We start from the raw sequence: 20,362 nt of genomic DNA, 5'->3' as shown, positions 1-20,362 counted from the left end.
CAAGAGCCCCAGGGATATATAACATAATAGTTTCCATTGGCACGGTCTTTTATGGTGTCAAAAACATTCAAATTGTTAAATATTAAAGTAAACTTCCATATGTTATGATATTTCTCTAAAAACCAAGCTTATGTAGTTTTTCATTGAGATAAAATTACCACTTGTTTCCAGTAAAGCATCGTTGATGACTTCTAGTATGAGCTCTTGCCACAGTTGTTCCAGCATAAATAACTGTATTCACTGTTTTATGCAACCCTGCACCAAAATCCTCCCAAGAACCATCCGTTGAGCCTCCACTAATCATCATTAACTTTTCCAAGCTCAGTACATTCGGTTGTGTTTTGAAATCCATTTTTTACTTCTCCTTAAATAAAAATACAAAATGTAGAACAAAAATATTACAGTAGCAGACTGCACTGCATCGTACCATCCGTAGAAAAAACTTTCTTCTGAGACAAAGTTTAACCCAATACGTGCTAGAAAAACACCAAGCATAATGCTTAATCCGCTATACACATATTTTTTTACCACTTGCTATTACCTGATTTTCTCCATCCTGACCGAATTTGATCCAAATGGTTCCATCCATCTTTTGCAACAAAATGTGCGCCACTAGCAGCAACTGTCACTACAATTGGCAATAGTGGACATCCCCCCGAAGCTTTTGCTAATTCCTGTTCTGATAACTTTTCCATAAACAGTTATCCCCCTTTCGTAATATATTCATATTATATAAAATCATATCCATAAAAATTGGGACGTTTTGTCCATACAACTAACTTTCTCGTTCAATATCATTTCATTTAAAAATTAAATTATTTACATTAGTATGCAATACTTCGGATAATTGAATGATAGTATCAATATCAGGTATTCTTGACCCAGTTTCATACTTTGCTATCGTTGATACGCTGATATTTAATTGTTCCGCCACATCCACTCTCTTGTATCCCAATTTCAAACGGATTTGTTTGATATTATTAGCAATATCTTCTGATCCCCCACCACTAATTTTTGCCATGTCGGCCTCACTTAAGTGGCAAAAAATATTCTTTTTCATCATTTATCCCCCCTTATGATGCATTATCATAATATCTATTTTATAAACTCCATGTCGCTAATTAAATGATGGTTAATTTTTAATGATTTCTAACACAATTTATGGTAGTATGTTGGACTCATCCAAATTTTGTTATATCATACTTATTAGAGCATGACTTTTGGATATCATCATGAAAGTTAGCAACAGAAACAAAGCACTTCGCACGGTAAAAAGTTGACATAGTAACAATTCACTGCAAATGCTGTATGTCTTTTCAACCTGTCTCTAATTAAAAAGCCTCACAAGAGGCACCCCGCCAAAAAACCTCAAGTTTAAATCGTTAGAGAATTCTTATGCCATCGCAATAAAGCCACATCATGTCACTGAATATTTTATTTTCAGAAAGTAGATCATAACAATACATATGTCTAGAAAAATTGATTTACCCACACAAAAAGAAATGAATAAACTGCATCATCTCCAGAGGCTATCCTTTTGGTCGAGTATCTCAATGCCACAAAGATTAACTTTAGGTTTTTTGAGTGTTATCACTGTTGGTACATTGCTACTACTCTTACCCATTAGTTATCATACTGATAATCCTCACCACTTTATGAACGCGCTGTTCACTGCCACGAGTGCTGCTTCTGTGACAGGGTTAACCGTCGTGGACACCGCAACACATTGGACAGTTTTTGGGCAATGCGTCATTATTATGCTAGTTGAAATTGGTGCCCTTGGTTTCATGTCCTTTTCAGTACTGCTCTTCACAGCGACAAAACGGCGCATGGATTTAAGAAGTAAATTAATGGTACAGGAAGTTTATAACCTACAAACATTGTACGATACGCAATCTGTTTTTGGTTATGTCATTAAATTATCAGTCATTATCCAAATTGTCGGTGCTGCTTTATTAGCACCATTTATGATTCATGATTTCGGTTGGCAACGCGGTCTTTTCTTTGCCGTTTTTCATGCTATTTCAGCCTTTGGAAACTCAGGATTTTCTATTTTACCCAATGGTACAAGCGATTATATTAACCAACCTATTGTTTTATTCATTCTTGCTTTATTAATCGTAGCCGGTTCACTTGGCTTCTTAGTTTGGCGTGACTTACTCTGGTACTATCGCACTAGACGCTTAACATTACATTCCAAGCTTGCCTTACTCATGACCGGTAGTTTGATTTTTGGTGGTTTTATATTATTTGAAATCACTGAATCCAACTTGGCTTTTGCTCATGAATTATCACCAGTAAAAAGCGCCTTTGATACCTTATTCATGTCAATTTCTTATCGTACCGCTGGTTTTACCGAATTTAGTTTCGACCAAATGGCGCCCGCTACCATCTTACTTACTATTATATTAATGTACATTGGTGGGACACCCGGCTCAACTGCCGGTGGGATCAAAACAACTACCCTAGGTGTTTTGATTCTACAAACTAATGCCGCTTTACGTGGTAAAAAGGATGTTACTTTTGCCCACCGTCGTCTCCCACATGAAAATATTGTGCGTGCATTGCTATTAGTCTTTGTATCATTAGTTTTCTTAGCTACATTGTCTTTCTTACTACTGATAAGTGAAGGTAAATCAGAGACATATGGTTTAGAATATATTATTTTTGAAGTTGTCAGCGCTTTTGCAACAGCTGGCTTGTCACTTGGTCTCACGCCCCATTTGTCAACGTTCGGTCAGCTCATTATTATGCTAGCGATGTTCATTGGTCGAGTCGGTATTTATACTGTTATGTTCTCCATTCTGAATGTTCATGAAGAGGCTGCACAGTATCGTTATCCTGAAGAATCTGTCATTATTGGTTAAACTTACTATAAGGAGTAGCAGCTATGAAGAAAACATATGCCATTATTGGTTTGGGACGTTTTGGTGGTGCTTTACTACAAACACTTATCGCTAACGGTCAAGATGTCTTGGGAATTGATATCAACGAAGAAAACGTCAATGATTATCGTGATATCGCAACACAAGTCATTATTGCAGATGCGCAAGAAGAAGACGTGTTACGTAAACTAGATATTGCAAGCTTTGATCATGTTATCATTGCCATTGGTCATAATATGCAAGCGAGTATCTTAGCCACGATTAATGCTAAAGATCTTGGCGCTAAGCACGTTATTGCAAAAGCTGAAAATCGTACGCATCTACGTGTACTCACTAAAATTGGTGCTGATACTGTGGTACAGCCAGAACGTGAAATGGGAGAACGCATTGCCCGTAAGTTATTAGCACCAAATATGCTCAACTTCATTGAGTTATCTGATGACTATTCGATGGCTGAAGTCCAAATTGTTAACCCCACTTTTACTGGCCGCACAATCAGTGATCTTAATATTCGAAAGCGCTTTGGTCTTAACGTTATCGCTGTCCGTCACGAGGGTGAAATCGTTGTCGCACCAGAAGGAAAATATCGCGTACAACCTAACGATATCGTATCTGTTGTTGGGCCAAAAGATATGGTTGATGATTTTGATCAATTAACAAATGAATAAAAAAGCTACTGCTTCGTGATATGAGCAGTAGCTTTTTTATTCTTCATCAAGACCGTTAATTTTATCAAAGACATTAAACAAATTATCTACTTCAGTCAGACGATACTTTTTTGAATGACGATCGAAAATAATTTCTGATTTAATTGGTTCCCCCACCTGTAAATCATGCAAAAAAGTCCGCAACTCTGAAATATCACGTTGCACGGTTTTTCTACCAATGAAAAACATATCCTCAATTTCTTCAATCGATAATTCTCGGTTACTAATCATTGCAGAATATAGCCGTAAAATACGCTGCTTATCGTTGAATACTGTTTTATGTGCTGACATAATTTTCCCCAATCCTAAATGTTGTTTTTATTGTACCAAATAAAACGTTTGTTCGGTAAAATAAAGAGAGAGGTATTTCTGATGTCTATATTTAGCAATTGGTTCAAATCTAAAAAAAATAAAAATCACACCGCAACAATGACGTTCGACGATAGTTCATGGCAAACAACAGCAAATCCGACGATTTTCTTTATCGATGACAATGCAAATACTGTAGAAAATCAAAAAGCTTTTATTTCACGTTTTGTCCAACAAGTCTATCAAGAGACCCAAAACGTGCAAACAATAGATAATAAAGTTAATCTGGTCGTCAAACGCTTCACTGCCTTACGACAATTTAATCAGCAAATGTCTATTGATAGTCGGACATTCTTGGCGCAAGAAAAGCGTCAGCTCATTCATCGTTTAGAGGAGGAAAACACATGAAATTAAAAGTGACGCTCGATCATAATGGTTTTATTCCAGATCAATACGCAAAATTTGCACCTGATAACTATCGATATGATGGTATGCCGACAGTCAACTTTCCCGTGATAATCACTGATATACCGAAAAATGCCCAGAGCTTATCTGTCAGCCTCATTGATTATGATGCTGTGCCTGTTGGTGGTTTTCCTTGGATTCATTGGTTAGCCGCTAACTTACCCGTTACTAACATTCCTGAGCATTTAAAAGCGCATCAGCTCAAAAATGTTATTTATGGTACAAATTCCACTTGGCATGATGTTAAAATGAATCAGGCCCCAGAAAATCCCGAAATTAATCAAGCATACATTGGGCCCATGCCACCAGATAAAACGCACCTTTATACACTGCGAGTTTGTGCGCTAGATACCAACTTGCCTCTGCAAAATGGTTTCTTCTTAAATGATTTACGTACCCAAAGCGCGGCACATATATTGGCAAGCGCAACACTAGAATTACCAGCGCGTAGTCATTAATACCTAAAAGCATTTAACATTGATTACAATGTTAAATGCTTTTTTATACGTTTTTTTATATATATTCATCTCTAAAATGTATATTAATTGCAATTTTATGCACTAAAGATTAATATTTAGTCTATAGAAATCAGATAGCGACACAATATATCATGATCAAAAGAACAGGAGATAGCCTTATGCAACATATTCAAAAAATAGCAATCGTTGGTGCAACAGGCTATGGTGGTCTAGAACTACTCCGTTTATTACATCAACACCCACAATTCAATGTGACAGCCGTTTATAATACTAGCGCAGACAATCCCACAATTGACAGCGTATTCCCCCATTTAAAAGGTATGTATAATTTAACATTATCTTCATTTGATAGCCGTTTAATTATGCAAAATAATGATGCCGTATTCTTCGCCACATCAAGTGGTGTGAGCAAGGACTTAGCGCAACCATTTATTGAAGCAAAATTTCCAGTGATTGATTTATCCGGTGATTTTAGATTAACCGCATCAGACTATCAACACTGGTATCATAAGCAACCTGCCGATCCCACATTACTTCAGCAGGCTGAATATGGATTGGCTGATTTTCCAACTGATGATGGGATCAATGCAACCTACATTGCTAATCCCGGTTGCTATGCTACAGCTACCCTACTCGCTCTGGCACCACTGGCACAACATGACCTATTAGACCCAGACAATATGATTATAGATGCCAAAAGTGGCCTTTCTGGTGCCGGTAAATCACTCAGCACTGCAAGCCATTTCATTAACGTCAACGAGAATTTCAGTATGTATAAGCCAAACGAACATCAACATATTCCTGAAATCGTACAACAGCTCCACAAGTGGCAAAACAGTATCAAAACGATACAGTTTACGACCTCTTTACTACCTATTAATCGCGGTATTTTTATTAGCGCATATGTTAAGTTAACCCAAGATATAACGCCAGAAGCCATTCACAAACTTTATACCACAACATACGCCAATAAATCCTTCATTCGTGTTCAAGCATTGAATGAATTACCCAATATCAAATCAGTCGTTGGCACTAACTTCACTGATATCGGTTTAAGTTACAACCCCCAAACACGATACCTTACCATTGTAAGTGTTATTGACAACATGATTAAAGGCGCTGCTGGACAAGCCATTCAGAATTTAAATCTGTTAGCTGGGTTGCCAGACACAACTGGTCTATCCTTAATTGCAGCCTATGCCTAATCTTAAAGGACATAATATGATGACAGACCTAAATATTAATATTATAGAAGACGGGCACATTGCCACACCACTTGGTTTTCACGCAGATGGCCAACATGTTGGCTTAAAACATAAGTCAAAAGATCTTGGTTGGATTATTTCTGATGTACCGGCCAGTGTTGCCGGTGTATTTACCACCAATCAAATTCAGGCCGCACCGGTGCAATTAACCAAATATACGATTCAATCAGGCCAATTACAGGCCATTATTGTCAATTCAGGTAATGCTAACGCCGTAACCGGACCAATTGGCTTACAACACGCAAAAGAAATGCAACAAGTCACTGCCGATGTTCTTAATCTACCAACAGATTTAGTTGCAGTAGCCTCAACTGGTATCATTGGCCAAGTATTACCAATTGAGAAAGTCACACATGGTATTCATCAATTAAAAGCTACTGGCAATGCGCCCGCATTTGCTCAAGCAATTATGACAACCGATACGTTAGAAAAACATGTCACGATTTCAGCGGAAATTTCAGGTACAACCATCACAATGAGTGGGGTTGCTAAAGGTTCCGGTATGCTTCATCCGAATATGGCTACAATGCTCGCTTTCATTACCACCGATGCCAATATCAATAGTGATCTACTACAAAAGAGCTTATCCGATGATGTTGAGACCAGTTTTAACCAAATCACGATAGATGGTGATACTTCAACCAATGATACTGTATTAGTGATGGCAAACGGTCAAGCAAATAATCCAGAAATATTAGCAGACACAGTAGCATATGCGCAATTTACTCAAATGCTACATTATGTGACCGAATATCTTGCGATTCATATGGCCAAAGACGGCGAAGGCGCAACTAAACTCATTAGCGTTCATACCAATGGGGCTAAAGAAATGAATGATGCACGTATGATTGCTAAAAAAGTTGTCGGCTCCTCATTGGTAAAAGCAGCGATTTTTGGTAAGGATCCTAACTGGGGACGTATCATCGCTGCCATCGGCGCAACATCAGTCATCATCAACCCCCAAAATATTGATATCAAAATCAATAACATTGCTGTTCTCTTAGCTAGCCAACCTGTAAGCTATGATGAACAGATGTTAGCACAAGAATTGGAACAAGATGAAATCACAATTGATATTGATTTGCATAGCGGCAATGCAATCGGAAAAGCTTGGGGTTGTGATTTAACTTACGAATACGTCAAAATCAACGCTTTATACACAACTTGAATTATCACACCCATCATCAGACATAGGAGGTCATCATATGCATACAATCGTCATTAAAATCGGTGGCAATGCTGCCACACAACTTACACCCACGTTTTTTGAAACCATTAAGCAGTGGCAACAGCAGGGCAAATATGTTGTCATCGTTCATGGCGGTGGTACGATGATTTCTAATTTGATGGCGCAGTTCAACGAACCCGTTATTAAAAAAGATGGTATTCGTGTGACAAATAGTACGAGTATCGAATTAACAAAAATGGCACTAATTGGTCAAGTTCAACCACAAATTTTAGATCAATTACGCCAAAATAATCTCAATGCTATTGGTTTAAATGCAGGTAGCGCGCAACTCTTAACCGGGTCATTTTTAAATCAAGCCTGTTACGGCTTAGTCGGTAAAATTGATCAAGTGAACGTCAAGATCATTAAAACAGAGCTTCACAATGGTTATATACCCGTTATTTCACCACTCGCTATTACTAATGATGGGCAATGGTTAAATGTCAATGCTGATCAAGCCGCAACGGCTATTGCTAAACATCTCCGCGCTGATCATCTATATCTTCTGACAGATGTATCTGGCATCAAAGTAGCAGGCAATATCTTGCACCATATTACACCCACTTTAGCACAAGAATTAGAGATGCAATCCATTATCACTGGTGGCATGATTCCAAAAGTTAATAATGCTTTAACTGCTGTTGCACAAGGTGTGACAACCGTTCATATTACTGATCATGTCAATACACATGGCACACTTGTTACCGCATAAGGATAAAAACATATGACACTACTTCAAAACTATCATCGTTTACCCGTTCAATTTGTTAAAGCTCAAAATACAATTTGGGAAGATGACCATCAACAGCAATATCTTGATTTATCAAGTGGTATTGGGGTCTATAATATTGGGGCCCGCCATCCCGAAGTTGAAGCTGCCTTAATTGATCAAGCCCAGCAACTCTGGCATTTACCCAATCTATATGATAATGCACTACAAGAAAAAGTAGCTGAACAATTAGGTGGACAAAATTATGCTGCCTACTTTGCTAATTCAGGTGCTGAAGCAAACGAAGCTGCGATTAAATTGGCCCGTATTGCCACCAAAAAGGCAACGATCATCACTTTCAAAAATTCTTTTCATGGTCGTACTTACGCTGCTATGGCAGCAACCGGTCAAGATACAATCCATCATGGTATGCCAATGGCTGCTGGTTTTAAATATGCTACTTTTAATGACATTCAAAGTGTTGAAGCGATTATTGATGATAATGTTGCCGCAATTATGTTTGAATTGGTACAAGGTGAAGGTGGTGTGATACCTGCGGATCAAACATTTATCAAAGATTTAGCACAATTAGCACATCAACATCATATTTTGTTAATCATTGATGAAGTACAAACCGGTATTGGTCGTACTGGTACTAAATTTGCTTATGAACAATACGCTATTGAACCAGACATTATCACTAGTGCAAAAAGTCTAGCCAATGGTCTACCAGTTGGGGCAATGTTAGCCAAGAATAACATTGCAGATGCCTTTAGTTACGGTGTACATGGTTCAACATTTGGTGGAAATCCACTGGTAATGCGTTCAGCTATCGCAACCTTATCTGTATTGGACACTTTATTGCCTGAATTACCCGACAAAGTCAAGCAAATGTGGTCTCACCTCAAATTACTCCAGTCCCTCGATTCTGTAATAGATATTCGTGGTCTTGGTATGATCATTGGTATTGCACTTCATCCAGATGTACCAGTAGCTGAAGTTGTAGAGAAATTATTATTTGAAGAACATGTCATCACACTTAGTGCTGGTCAAAATACTTTACGTTTACTACCGCCACTAACACTGACACCTGCTGAAATGAAAACTGGTATTGAAAAAATACACCATATTTTACAACAATATAAAAACGACTAACCGTTTATCGTTAGTCGTTTTTATTTCGTGCCATAATGTACAGCAATGGCGCCTAAGTTAAAACGTGAAATTCTAACTTTTTGGAAGCCAATCGTTAACATCAGCTTTCCTAATGACATATAGTCCATAAAATGTTCGGTTGTTTCATCTAAATATTTATATTCATTATACTTACCACGCGCAAACACTTTACCAAAAGTCGGCATTACTTTACCAACATATAATTGCCAAAACGGCTTAATCAGTGGATTATCTGGCTGGGAGGTCTCTAAGATAACTAACTGACCACCTGGTTTCAATACACGAAACATTTCCTCAAGGCCTAGCATTGGATCAGGTAAATTACGCAATCCAAAACCAATAGTCACAATATCAAATGTATTATCTGGAAAAGCCATCGCCATCGCATCCCCCTGCACTAAGGTGATACACTCAGCATAAGCGGTCAAATTCACTTTCTTTTGACCTACTGCTAACATTTCCGAACTGAAATCTAAGCCGACCACTTGAGATGCAGCGTCACTTTCTTTGGCTAAGGCAATCGCCCAATCTGCCGTACCTGTTGCAACATCTAAAATATTGGCACCTGCTGGTATCGTCATTTGTTGCATTAATTTTTTGCGCCATTTTTGATGTGCACCGAGGCTAATAATGTTATTCATACGGTCATATTCAGGGGCAATCTTGTCAAACAACGCCTGCACATTTGTATTCTTTGGCGATTTCGGTTGTTGTGTCATTATATCTCCAATTCTGTTGCTTGATTAATCATCGTTTGCATTTGCTTACGTTGTATTTTACCACTCGCCGTTCGGGGCCAGTGCGATAACTGATAAAATTTCGTTGGCACCTTATAGTGCGCAAGCTGTGCTTGACCAAATGTATACAATTGTTGGCCTGTTACTTCGCCTTTGACAAACGCAACAGGCACCTGTCCCCATTTATTATCTGGAATACCTAATACGACAATGTCTTCTAAATCGGGTAAAGCGAGATAAGTTTTTTCAACTTCATCTGGGAAAATATTTTCACCGCCAGAACTAATCATATCCCCTTCACGCCCCTCAATATACAAAAAGCCATCGCTATCAAGATAACCAAAATCTTCCGTATTAAACCAACCATCACGTACATTTTGTTCTAATTGATACGGACGATTGAGATAGCCAACGGTTAGTGTCGGTGTTTTCAACCAAACTAATCCTTTTTCTACTGGTTGTCCCATCTGATTAGCAATCTTTAAACTAACAGGAAATAATGGCTTCCCTGCTGAACCAATTTTACGTGTCGCATCCTGCATATTAAGCGCAACGACTTGCGAGGCGGTTTCTGTCATCCCATAAGATTGAATAACGGGTATACCATGTTCTCGTGCCTTATCCAACGTTGCACGATCAATTGGCCCACCGCCTAACAACATCGTCCTAAAATGTGCATTGTAACGTTCTGCTGTTGATAAATCAGCGAGTAACGCTTTTAACATTGTCGGCACTACAGAAATTGCCGAAATAGATTGACATTTTAACTGTTGATTAATATCATGCGCATTGAATTTTTCAACGAGTACCACGCGCATACCATATAATAACGCACGCATCAAAATAGAAAAGCCACTAATATGAAATATCGGCGTTACGGTTAGCCATTCATCTTCTGCTGTTAATCCTAAGTTCAGCGCACTACCAACGGCAGAATAAAAATGATTGCCATAAGTCTGCATCACACCCTTGGCCTTACCCGTAGTACCCGAAGTATACATAATGCTCGTTACAAAATCATCTGGGAATTCAGTAGCAATCACACTTTTTGCTGTTGCTTCACATTGTTGAAGCTGCTGAAATGATATTTGATCATCAATATCGAGTTGTTGTGAATAACCATCATCTACTAATATCACATGCAAATCAGCATCAGTTATTTGATCATTAACTTCTCGAACAGATAATCGTCGATTAATAAAAACAATCTGTTTTCCTAATTGCTGCAGCGCCATAATCATCAGGTATCCATTGATGTTATTTGTCGTAATAAGCCCAATTCGCAATTCATTTTCTGCTATGCTGGCAATTTTATGTGCCAACGCAATCGCCTTTTGCTCTACTTCTGAAAATGTTAATGTCTGTTGTTGATATTCTACAGCAACTCGGTGTGGTGTTAACATCACACGCTTATGTAACCAATTTTCCATTGTTATAAAACCTCAAGTATAATCATACAACAAAAAAACGGCCCAAGGCCGTTTGAAAATCAGTTTATACACTACGCTTACGGAAAATATAATAAGCAATGCCGTAGAACAAAACAATATAAACAATGTAAGCAATGATGATTGACATACTATTTAAATGGAAAATAGCATTTAATGTCGTATCAGGCGTTATACCAAGCATACTTGATCCAATAAGAATTGTCAGCGGATTCCATTTTAAGATGGGTGCTAATTGTATCAAGCTGAGCGAAATTGAAGATATAATGGGTGTTCCGATACTCAAAACAACACCCAAACCAATAGCTGCACCAGAGCTTTTAACAATGTTGGTAATCATAATGACTAATGCCGATATAAATATAATTTCTAAGAAAAGATGAATCGTATCTATTCCCCACAATTGTCCAGCAGTCAATGTGTCGGTCATTTGCTTGCCAAAGTCAGCTTTAGGTACAAAGATTAACTTAGCGATGATTGTACCAATAAAGGCAGACACAACAAGACCAATGTAGACAATGAAATTCAATACTATCTTACTTATAAAGATACTCAATCGGTTGAATCGACGTGATAACAGTGGCCGAATAGTACCAAAAGTAAATTCTTGTGAAATCGATAAGGCACTATAAATAATAGCTGCTAAGTAAATATATGGTATCCCACCACCAAATCCAACAAGCCGTTCAACATTACGTGTACCTTTGAAGACCGCTAATACGGCAATTGGAAATATAAATGCTAGTAATAACCATATCCATAACCGGTTTTGCTTATGTGCTTTAAAGAGTTCTTGTTTTAATAAAGTTAACATTACTTCCCCTCCGTATCGTTAGTACTTAACAATTCTAATAGTGATTGTTCCAAGTTAGCTTGAACAGTATTTAGCCCTTCAATTGTTAAGTTATGTTGATTCAATACAGTAATGATATCTTGTGGTCCAGTTGGGCCAGTAATTAACAGTTGGCCATTTTCATCTTCTACTTGCCAACCTTGATCTACCAAAATTGGCATTGCCAAAATATTATCATTTGTCACTAACTGATAATGTACCTGATCATGTTCAAATACTGCAGCAATCGGACTGGTCTTGATAATCTTACCGTCATTAATAATGACCACATCATCTACTAATTTTTGTAGCTCATCCAATAAATGACTTGAAATCAAGAATGCAACGCCTTCGTCAGCCAATGAGCGAATCAATTCACGTAAGTCATGGACAGATTGTGGATCTAAACCATTCATTGGCTCATCCAGAATTACCATTTTGGGATTTCGAATCAAAGCAATAGCGATGCCCAAACGTTGCTTCATCCCCAACGAGAATTTCTTAGCTTTGCGCTTACCAAAATTTTCACCATCAATTTGAGTACGACGCATCAAGTCATCAAAATTTGCGGGTGACGGCGTATCCATAGCGTACAACTTAAGATGATCCAATGCCGTTAAATTAGGATAAATAGCAGGATATTCAATGAGATTTCCTACTTTATCTAATGCTGTATGCTGTTCAAATGTAATCGGTTGTCCATCAAACTGGATATTTCCTGATGTGTAACTCATTAATCCTGTAATCGCACGCATTGTTGTTGATTTTCCAGCGCCATTAGGACCGATTAATCCCACGATATGCCCCGCTTCAACATTGAAAGTCACGCTATCCATCACTTTCTTATGTCCATATTGTTTTGTCACATTTTTAACTTCTAAAAGTGCCATTTTCCCCTCCAAATTAAAACACTGTGTCTTACATCTTACGTCTGAAAATTTTTGGTAACTGTATCGTTGGTTTAAATACAAAGTAGTATGTCGTACCACTTAATACAGCTGCTAAAACAAACATACTCCAATTGTCTTCTATATCATACGAATAACCTGTCCAAAGACCAACGATTGTCATCACAAAAACAAAAATCACAATCGGCCATTTGAGCATTGGAATCCGAACCGCTTCTTCATCTGTATCTGTACCCATCTGCTTATAAAAGTAATAAGTAAAGCCCAATAAAACAACGATTAAACATAGCATTAGTAAATTCGTATATGTTGTATTTAAATCAGTCAATAGTTTGACCCACGCTAACTTATTGCCTCGCTCAACAGCCAGTGCCGAACTAAAGGTAATCATCACAAATACATAACCAACAATCCGCTGCCATGTGATGCCAATAATACTAATAATCAATAAAAAGACCACTAATGAAACGGTGTTGGTTAACACTGTCGAAATAATATCAACAACTTCATTCATTAAACTATGGGGATGTGTGATTAATGCTACGCCTAGCCCAATGACAACGACGACAACAATCGGCAAACACATCATCCATATCACTTTTGCTAAGAAAAGCTGTCCACGTGAAATATTCTGCGTAAATAGCCAAGTATTAATATGGGTCCATTTATCTCTCAATATGCACGCTGCTGAGATAAAGAACAGTATTCCCAATAGGCTTCCCGTTACCCCTGATGACGTAAAGTTCAAATGATGCGGTGCTTGAATATAATCATTCGCCATACCAAGAATAATGAAGGATAAGACAATTAGCCATTGGGACCATATTTGTCGCCGATTAATTTGATAATATAATTTAATTGCTTGTCTCATTTACCAATCTCCGTCTCTCTCTCCCAAGCGTAACCATCTTTAGAGAAACTCGCGCGGAAAATATCTTCCGAATTAATTGGCAATTCTTCAATAAATTGAAATGTTGGGCCTGCTAACTTAATTGCCAATGCCTCATCAAAATGATCAAATATAACAGTCGCAACATGACCAGTATGTGCAATGACCATCCCACGTTCCGACAAAAAGGCCGGTAGTGTCTCTGAACGATAGGCAACTTGGTATTTCTTAATATCTTGTTCGCCATCGACCTCAAATGAACGTATAATCGTGCCATTCTTCAGTAATAAGATACGATCTGTTAATGTATCCAATTCCACTAAATTATGAGAAGCAATCAATACTGATGTGTTTTGATTCGTCACACGTTCAACAATGAGACGCTTCACTTCATCACGTACTAATACATCTAAACCGTCTAGCGGTTCATCCAATAAAACGTATTGTGCATTACTAGCAAAGCTCACGATTAATGTAAATAATGCGCGCATTCCCTTTGAGTATTGCTTCAATTTTTGGCGACCGTCTAATTTGAATCGCGTAATCTGTTGGTCATACCAACTGGTATCGAAATTCTCATAAGAGGCTTGCACGATACGTTTAACTTGCTGTGAATTAAAATTGGTCATCCAATTATTGGGCATATCAACATAGAAGAGTTGATCATGTAAAGCCACCATTCGATGGTAATCTTGGTCATCTAAACCAACACTGCCAAAGTCTGGTAATATCTCACCACTTATAATACGAAACAAAGTCGTTTTTCCCGCACCATTTCGACCAACTAGTCCAACAATTTCGCCCTCATTTATTTGAAAACTAGCATTCTCAATGACCGGCTTTTTATTCAACTTTTTTGAAATATTAGCAATTGTTAAGGTCATTGTTGGCCCTCCAAATAAAATTCATCGATCCATTGATGTAATTGTTCTGGTGTTACTTGTAGCCGTTTGGCTTCAATCATCATGTTATTGAAATCATTACGCAATTCGTTAATCGCTTTTTCATCAACAACAGTGTCTACTTGTCTGACAAAAGTCCCTTTACCAGCCACAGTCTCAATAACTTGTTGCCCCTCCAAAGCTTTGTATGCTTTGGCAACAGTATTGGGATTTAGACCTTCGATTAATGCCATCTCTCTAACTGAAGGTAACTTATCACCAACTTTTAAAACACTGGTCGCAACCTGAGCTTTGATGCGCCACATGAGCTGCTCATATAGCGGCTGATTATGTTGTATCTTAGCCATCATCATTGCGTCCTTCCTTTATTACAGAGTTTCATTATTTTCCCCACTGTATTACGTGTACTATGATACACAGTACACTTTATTTTGTCAATATTTTACTGAATACAAAACGAAACCCCGTATCAAAGAGATACGGGGATTTTTATGAGAGAGATTTGAGAGAAATGTTTGAGAGAGAGTTTCCGTTATCTCAACGGGGTTTCGTTATATCAATTCATGTTGATATTTATATCTTATCTTGATGAGATTAAAATAAGATTAAAAATCTTAATACTTTTAAATGTTTCACGTGAAACACAATTTATTCACGCCAGTCAATCGCTTCAATAGACTCTTCACCGATATGGCTTAATATATCAGCAATCGTGTAGTCTGCAAGCTTTTGTTTAAAAGCTTGTTCAGCATCATAGATAATAGCCAGTACCTCTTTAGTACCGCTCTTAACCAATTCATCACTACCTTTAAAAATACGGTCTGCTAATTGAGTAGAGTGAATAAAACTGTCTTCACCTTCAATGGCTTCGTAAACATCTAATAATGTAATTTGATGAAGTGGTCGCGCTAATTTAAAGCCACCCTCTTTGCTGGCAATCGCCGTCACAATGCCAGCAATACGTAACTTGCGCATCGTCTTTTTAAAATAAGACTCAGATACTTCTAGACGACTACTTAAAATATGACTTTTTACTGGTGCATTGTCTTGTTGAACAGCTAGCATAATTAAAACCACTAAGCTTTGTTCAACTGCTTGCGACATCTTCATAACGCCATCCTCCCTTTGTACTCTCTATCTTATCACAAGCCTAATCAGCAAAAGCCAACTGGTTGTGCTTCAACTTCATTTGATAAACAACCCATGTTAGAACCATACTGGTTAAACCAATGACCAACAAAATCAAGATTTCACTGGCGTAACTGCCACCTAGTGAAATTGTTTCGCGTAGTGCACGTACGCTATACGTCATTGGCATATAGGGATTAATCGCCTCAAAGAAACGATTGGATAATTGAATTGGATACGTACCGGCACTGGCACTCAACTGTAGTACCATCAATACTAACATGAGACCAGAACCTAATTTTCCGAAAGCGACATTGAATAAGACAACCAATTGGTTGAATGAAAAGGCCATAATAATTGCCACTATGAAGGTACCAGCAACATTTACAGGATTTAATTGATCGACTAACATTAACAAAACTAACATCACAACTGCTTGAGCTAAAACAACTGGGCCAATAACGGTTTGCTTGTCTAACCACCATCTAAAGCCATTACGGGGCTTTTTGGCGACTACCATGAAGTCATAAATCATTGTCATTGTCAGCATACCAACAAATAAACCAACGGACATCATGTAAGGTGTCATACCCGTCCCATTGTTCTTGATACTAGACAAATTGGTTGTCTTCTGATGCACTGGGTTAGCTAATGCCTTAGCGTTAGCACGGTTTGTCTTAATAACATCGAGTTCGATAGCACCATCTGCTAACTTCTGTGCCAGTGTATTCGTCCCATCCGTCACTTGTGTAACAGCTTGTTGCGAGCGCTTAGCACCAGAATTCAATGCTGCAGCACCACTAGACAGCTGGTCAGCACCATTTGTTAATGAAGTATTATTTGCGGTCAATTGGCCTAATCCACTGCTTAGTGATTGGCTACCTGATGCTAATTGTGATACACCAGAACTCAATGTTGGTATTTTTTGATTCAAGGTATTTAAACCGCCTGCCAACTGATTAGCACCACTCGTTAATGAAGTCGCATTTGTATTTAAGGTTGCTAAACCACTATTGAGTGATGTTGCACCTGTATTTAAGGTTGCCACGCCTGATTTTGACGTGGTGACAAGCGTCGTTACACCTGAAGCAATCCCACCAAAGCCGTTATTCAACTGCGCCACACTATCTTTCAACGTTGTTAATGACTGCGTTCCTGATTTCATGGTATTTAGCTCTGTTGTAAGGGTGCCTAAATCAGATGCCATTGCTTGTGTCGTGGTAGATACCGTCGGTAAAATAGCTTGTTCCAACGCCTGTGTTTGTTGCGACGTTAAATTTTGTGCTTTAGCCGTACTTGCTAACTTACTTTGAATACTAGCAAGAGATTTAATTTGAGTTGCCAGATTTGTGACGGAGGCGGTAATTTTTGCCTGTTCACTCTCACTCGAATTGGTGGCGGATAGGCCAGATTCTAATTTGTCCAAACTACTTTGAAAAGTTTTGATACCAGACAGTAATTGTGCAGTATCTTGACTGTTTAATGCATTTTGCATTTTACTCAAACCAGCAGACAATTGTGTACTACCATCATAGGCTTTGTTGACGCCCTGTGTGTATTGCTGAATACCAGTACTCAAACGTGATGCACCAGTAGCTAATTGATTCACACCTGTTGAAAGTGTTGGTAATTGTGATTGTAATTGACCAATACCATTCGTTAAAGTTTGACTGCCACTTTGAGCTCGAGAAACACCTTGCGTATATGTTTGGACGCCGTTGGCAAGTGATTGACCACCGCTTGCTAGTTGATCCGTACCACTTGCTAGCTTAGCACTACCACCTTGTAGTTGCGTGAGACCACTATGCAATTTATCAGCGCCTTTAGCTCCATTCTTGAAGCCATCTTTTGATGATTGCAATGCACTTAACAAGTTTTCGCTATAGACTTGCTGTAGTGAACTTTCAACTTTACTGTGAATTTTTTGTGCCGCTGAAGCCGTCATCTTTTCGGCAATAAAACTTTGGCCACCATTTTGAGCAATTTTGATTTGTGATACTTTCGGTTGACTATTTAATAGTGTCCCTGAATTTTTTGAAAAATCCTCGGGGATGGTAATTGTCATATAATATTTACCATCATGTAAGCCTTTTTTAGCTTTAGCAGCCGTTGTTTCTGTTAATTTAAGTGGCTTCTTTTTTAGCAAATTTTGCGTTAAATCATCGCCTAATGTTAACTGTTGATTGTTAACCACTGCTGCTCTATCTTGATTCACAATTGCGACTGGTAATTTATCCAATTGACCGTATGTATCCCAAAGCGACGATAAAAATATTACAGCATATAAACTTGGAATTAACATAATCCCGACTAATAAAATAGACAAACCACGCCTTGATCGTACGCGCTGCCATTCCGCACTTCTCCACAACCTCATTCTTCTTACCTCATACTATATTCGTGTATATTAATTATCTATGGATATATTATAGACACGGTTGGATTGAAAAGCAAATTGATTTGTAAACTTTCAGTTAATATTTTCATAAATATTGAAAACTCTAGTACATTACGACCAGTATTACGCTAAAATTTGAATGTTATACATCAGTAAAAGGTGATTTTTAGGGGGATTTATACTGTGTCTACATTGTTACAAAAATTTTATCATCATCGCATTAGATCAATTCTGTTCATAATAACTATTAGTGTTATGTTACTGACTTGTATTCTGCAAGTACATCATATTGTTGATATGACTTGGTTTATCGTCTTTAGTCTAGTACTCGTCTTTTTTGGTGCTAAATTTGATTTATTTAACAGCGGACCACTTAAGCGACTAACACAATCTTTTCATTCGCAAATTGGCCAGACCATCTATAGTTGGATTGCACTACCGTTATACCTTCAACTTGTACCGCTTGCTTTGCAAAAATTGTGTGTGCAAATACAATTACTCATGGGATTTTCTCAGCACATATCCGATATCATGGGTATCTTACTCATTTTGGCTTCATGGCTATTATTACTACCAGTCGTTACAACTATTGCTTTGCCTTTACCCAGTTCACGTCGTAGCACCATTATCGAGATTTTTTGGTTAATTCTCATTGTTTTTGACAGTTATACAAGTTATCCATCCGTGTTGATCTTAAACAATGATTTCTCAAATAATGTGTTACAAGCGTTTGTAGTGAATGGGGTCATTGCTCTACCACTACTATTTATATGGTTGGCGACACGTCTATCTCTTGCAAATGTGGTATTGCCTCGACCAAATTGGGCTCATTTATATCGTCATTGGTGGGGAAGCTTGTTAATTTTGTTGGTGATCATGATGTTTTGGGGCAGTAATGCTACAGGATTAAAAGCGATAACGTGGCATCCAAGCTTTTTCTCACTTGCCTTCAGGGCAGGTGTTGGTGAAGAATTAATCTTTAGATTTTTCATACTCATTCTCATCTATCGTGTCTTAAAACAAAGTAAACACCGCATATTATGGGCGATTTGGAGCCAATCACTGCTATTTGGGCTGTGGCACACCTCCAACATTCTTGCTGGCGCACCAATAAGTGGCGTTATTGGTCAAGTCATCTTTGCCATAACTTTTGGTATTATAATGGGCCAAATTTATGCATGGAGCGGTAATATCATTTTAGTTATGATGATTCATGGTGTTGGTGATTATCTCGCTTTTATCGCCACCGATAGTTTTCTAGCCGAAACGGCTACATGGCATGATATAGTCCAATCTGTTATTTGGTTGATTGTCGTCATGATTGTAAGTTATGTTTTGACAACATATTGTTGGCAAAATGCACGTTTGTTAAAATCATAAAGATCAATAAAAAAGCATGGCAGTCTTAGACTGTCATGCTTTTTATTGATCACCTATGCAGAATATACCGCACATTAATTAAAATGCACGTTTGTCAATCCACACTTGTTTATTATTAAGGTTTACCAAATACCAAGTTACTCCCTTAGCATCTTTATATTCTTTACTAGCTTTTACACGCTTACCATTGTATGCCTTTGTTGATGCAATACGCTTGGCTTTTTTATTGCCATATGGTGCGTTTAAGTAAATCCCATCATTACGTTTTGAACTGTTCACTTTAACATTGAGCGACACATTACGCGTGAAGGTTGGTGCAAATGCATGGCTGTCTACCCACAACTGCTTACTATCTACCTTAGTGAGATACCAAGTTACACCGTGAGTATCTTTACGTTGTAATGTCACTTGCACACGTTGCCCTGTATATGTCTTCGTTGAAGCATATCGTTTAGCACCTTGTGCACGATATGGTGCATTCAAGTACATACCATCATTACGACTATTGATATACAAG

Annotated in this window: 23 protein-coding genes; 9 read left to right on the top strand and 14 right to left on the bottom strand. The window is 38.0% G+C overall.

Annotated features, from left to right (window positions below):
• Window positions 1–154: 154 nt before the first annotated feature.
• From C5L23_RS03915 to C5L23_RS03910, 3 genes are all read right to left on the bottom strand, one after another.
• A complete protein-coding gene (locus C5L23_RS03915; protein WP_010006744.1) occupies window positions 155–352 on the bottom strand; it encodes a hypothetical protein in 198 nt (65 codons plus the stop codon).
• Window positions 353–524: 172 nt separating this feature from the next.
• Window positions 525–695 (bottom strand): hypothetical protein, encoded by a 171-nt coding sequence (locus tag C5L23_RS08505; protein ID WP_010006746.1) that lies wholly within the window; start codon window positions 693–695, stop codon window positions 525–527.
• Between the two features lie 104 nt (window positions 696–799).
• Complete coding sequence (locus C5L23_RS03910; RefSeq protein ID WP_029508570.1) at window positions 800–1,063, bottom strand: helix-turn-helix domain-containing protein; 264 nt, start codon at window positions 1,061–1,063, stop codon at window positions 800–802.
• A gap of 403 nt (window positions 1,064–1,466) precedes the next feature.
• On the opposite strand from C5L23_RS03910, the gene C5L23_RS03905 reads away from it, so the two are divergent.
• Both C5L23_RS03905 and C5L23_RS03900 read left to right on the top strand, forming a co-directional pair.
• Window positions 1,467–2,867 (top strand): TrkH family potassium uptake protein, encoded by a 1,401-nt coding sequence (locus tag C5L23_RS03905; protein WP_133264311.1) that lies wholly within the window; start codon window positions 1,467–1,469, stop codon window positions 2,865–2,867.
• A 23-nt stretch (window positions 2,868–2,890) separates the two neighbouring features.
• Window positions 2,891–3,553 carry a potassium channel family protein gene (locus tag C5L23_RS03900; RefSeq protein WP_010006748.1) on the top strand — a complete coding sequence of 221 codons (663 nt, stop codon included), beginning with the start codon at window positions 2,891–2,893 and terminating at the stop codon, window positions 3,551–3,553.
• Window positions 3,554–3,589: 36 nt separating this feature from the next.
• Here C5L23_RS03900 and C5L23_RS03895 read toward each other — a convergent pair whose 3' ends face one another.
• Window positions 3,590–3,883, bottom strand: a complete 294-nt coding sequence (locus C5L23_RS03895; protein WP_010006749.1) for a hypothetical protein — start codon at window positions 3,881–3,883, stop codon at window positions 3,590–3,592.
• 81 nt (window positions 3,884–3,964) lie between these two features.
• Here C5L23_RS03895 and C5L23_RS03890 point away from each other — a divergent pair, with 81 nt between their 5' ends.
• The 6 genes from C5L23_RS03890 to C5L23_RS03865 all read left to right on the top strand — a co-directional run bounded on the left by C5L23_RS03890 (window position 3,965) and on the right by C5L23_RS03865 (window position 9,202).
• Window positions 3,965–4,309 carry a hypothetical protein gene (locus tag C5L23_RS03890; RefSeq protein ID WP_133264310.1) on the top strand — a complete coding sequence of 115 codons (345 nt, stop codon included), beginning with the start codon at window positions 3,965–3,967 and terminating at the stop codon, window positions 4,307–4,309.
• On the top strand, window positions 4,306–4,824 hold the full coding sequence (locus tag C5L23_RS03885; RefSeq protein WP_010006753.1) for a YbhB/YbcL family Raf kinase inhibitor-like protein: 519 nt from the start codon (window positions 4,306–4,308) through the stop codon (window positions 4,822–4,824). The genes C5L23_RS03890 and C5L23_RS03885 overlap by 4 nt, the downstream gene beginning before the upstream one ends.
• Window positions 4,825–5,003: 179 nt before the next feature.
• Window positions 5,004–6,050, top strand: coding sequence for an N-acetyl-gamma-glutamyl-phosphate reductase (argC, locus tag C5L23_RS03880; RefSeq protein WP_010006755.1), 1,047 nt, complete (start codon window positions 5,004–5,006; stop codon window positions 6,048–6,050).
• Between the two features lie 19 nt (window positions 6,051–6,069).
• Complete coding sequence (argJ, locus tag C5L23_RS03875; protein WP_010006756.1) at window positions 6,070–7,278, top strand: bifunctional glutamate N-acetyltransferase/amino-acid acetyltransferase ArgJ; 1,209 nt, start codon at window positions 6,070–6,072, stop codon at window positions 7,276–7,278.
• Between the two features lie 37 nt (window positions 7,279–7,315).
• Window positions 7,316–8,050: an acetylglutamate kinase gene (gene argB / locus C5L23_RS03870; protein WP_010006758.1), complete on the top strand. Its 735-nt coding sequence runs from the start codon at window positions 7,316–7,318 to the stop codon at window positions 8,048–8,050.
• Window positions 8,051–8,062: 12 nt separating this feature from the next.
• Window positions 8,063–9,202, top strand: coding sequence for an aminotransferase class III-fold pyridoxal phosphate-dependent enzyme (locus tag C5L23_RS03865; protein ID WP_010006759.1), 1,140 nt, complete (start codon window positions 8,063–8,065; stop codon window positions 9,200–9,202).
• 20 nt (window positions 9,203–9,222) lie between these two features.
• Here the strand turns inward: C5L23_RS03865 and ubiE are convergent, their stop codons facing one another.
• The 9 genes from ubiE to C5L23_RS03820 all read right to left on the bottom strand — a co-directional run bounded on the left by ubiE (window position 9,223) and on the right by C5L23_RS03820 (window position 18,444).
• The gene (gene ubiE, locus C5L23_RS03860) at window positions 9,223–9,942 is read right to left on the bottom strand and encodes a bifunctional demethylmenaquinone methyltransferase/2-methoxy-6-polyprenyl-1,4-benzoquinol methylase UbiE (protein WP_010006760.1); all 720 of its coding nucleotides are present in this window, start codon (window positions 9,940–9,942) and stop codon (window positions 9,223–9,225) included.
• Window positions 9,942–11,390, bottom strand: a complete 1,449-nt coding sequence (locus C5L23_RS03855) for an o-succinylbenzoate--CoA ligase (RefSeq protein ID WP_010006764.1) — start codon at window positions 11,388–11,390, stop codon at window positions 9,942–9,944. The genes ubiE and C5L23_RS03855 overlap by 1 nt, the downstream gene beginning before the upstream one ends.
• A 64-nt stretch (window positions 11,391–11,454) precedes the next feature.
• The gene (locus tag C5L23_RS03850) at window positions 11,455–12,222 is read right to left on the bottom strand and encodes an ABC transporter permease (RefSeq protein WP_010006766.1); all 768 of its coding nucleotides are present in this window, start codon (window positions 12,220–12,222) and stop codon (window positions 11,455–11,457) included.
• Entirely contained in the window at window positions 12,222–13,130 is a 909-nt protein-coding gene (locus C5L23_RS03845) for an ABC transporter ATP-binding protein (protein WP_010006767.1), read from the bottom strand. Before C5L23_RS03845 ends, C5L23_RS03850 begins: the two co-directional genes overlap by 1 nt.
• A 28-nt stretch (window positions 13,131–13,158) precedes the next feature.
• Window positions 13,159–14,019 carry a hypothetical protein gene (locus C5L23_RS03840; protein WP_010006768.1) on the bottom strand — a complete coding sequence of 287 codons (861 nt, stop codon included), beginning with the start codon at window positions 14,017–14,019 and terminating at the stop codon, window positions 13,159–13,161.
• The gene (locus C5L23_RS03835) at window positions 14,016–14,921 is read right to left on the bottom strand and encodes an ABC transporter ATP-binding protein (RefSeq protein WP_010006769.1); all 906 of its coding nucleotides are present in this window, start codon (window positions 14,919–14,921) and stop codon (window positions 14,016–14,018) included. The genes C5L23_RS03840 and C5L23_RS03835 overlap by 4 nt, the downstream gene beginning before the upstream one ends.
• Window positions 14,918–15,286 carry a GntR family transcriptional regulator gene (locus tag C5L23_RS03830; RefSeq protein WP_029508571.1) on the bottom strand — a complete coding sequence of 123 codons (369 nt, stop codon included), beginning with the start codon at window positions 15,284–15,286 and terminating at the stop codon, window positions 14,918–14,920. The genes C5L23_RS03835 and C5L23_RS03830 overlap by 4 nt, the downstream gene beginning before the upstream one ends.
• 301 nt (window positions 15,287–15,587) lie before the next feature.
• Complete coding sequence (locus C5L23_RS03825) at window positions 15,588–16,049, bottom strand: RrF2 family transcriptional regulator (RefSeq protein WP_010006771.1); 462 nt, start codon at window positions 16,047–16,049, stop codon at window positions 15,588–15,590.
• A gap of 40 nt (window positions 16,050–16,089) precedes the next feature.
• Complete coding sequence (locus tag C5L23_RS03820; protein WP_010006772.1) at window positions 16,090–18,444, bottom strand: YhgE/Pip family protein; 2,355 nt, start codon at window positions 18,442–18,444, stop codon at window positions 16,090–16,092.
• Window positions 18,445–18,648: 204 nt separating this feature from the next.
• On the opposite strand from C5L23_RS03820, the gene C5L23_RS03815 reads away from it, so the two are divergent.
• A complete protein-coding gene (locus C5L23_RS03815; RefSeq protein WP_010006774.1) occupies window positions 18,649–19,845 on the top strand; it encodes a CPBP family intramembrane glutamic endopeptidase in 1,197 nt (398 codons plus the stop codon).
• A 78-nt stretch (window positions 19,846–19,923) separates the two neighbouring features.
• On the opposite strand, the gene C5L23_RS03810 is transcribed toward C5L23_RS03815, so the two are convergent.
• On the bottom strand, window positions 19,924–20,362 hold a 439-nt coding region (locus C5L23_RS03810; protein ID WP_193617327.1), incomplete at its 5' end, for an SH3-like domain-containing protein.

This window comes from Leuconostoc fallax (assembly GCF_004354645.1).
Taxonomy (GTDB): domain Bacteria; phylum Bacillota; class Bacilli; order Lactobacillales; family Lactobacillaceae; genus Leuconostoc_B; species Leuconostoc_B fallax.
Note: the sequence above shows the minus strand (reverse complement) of the source record. Positions and strands in the feature narration are given on the sequence as shown.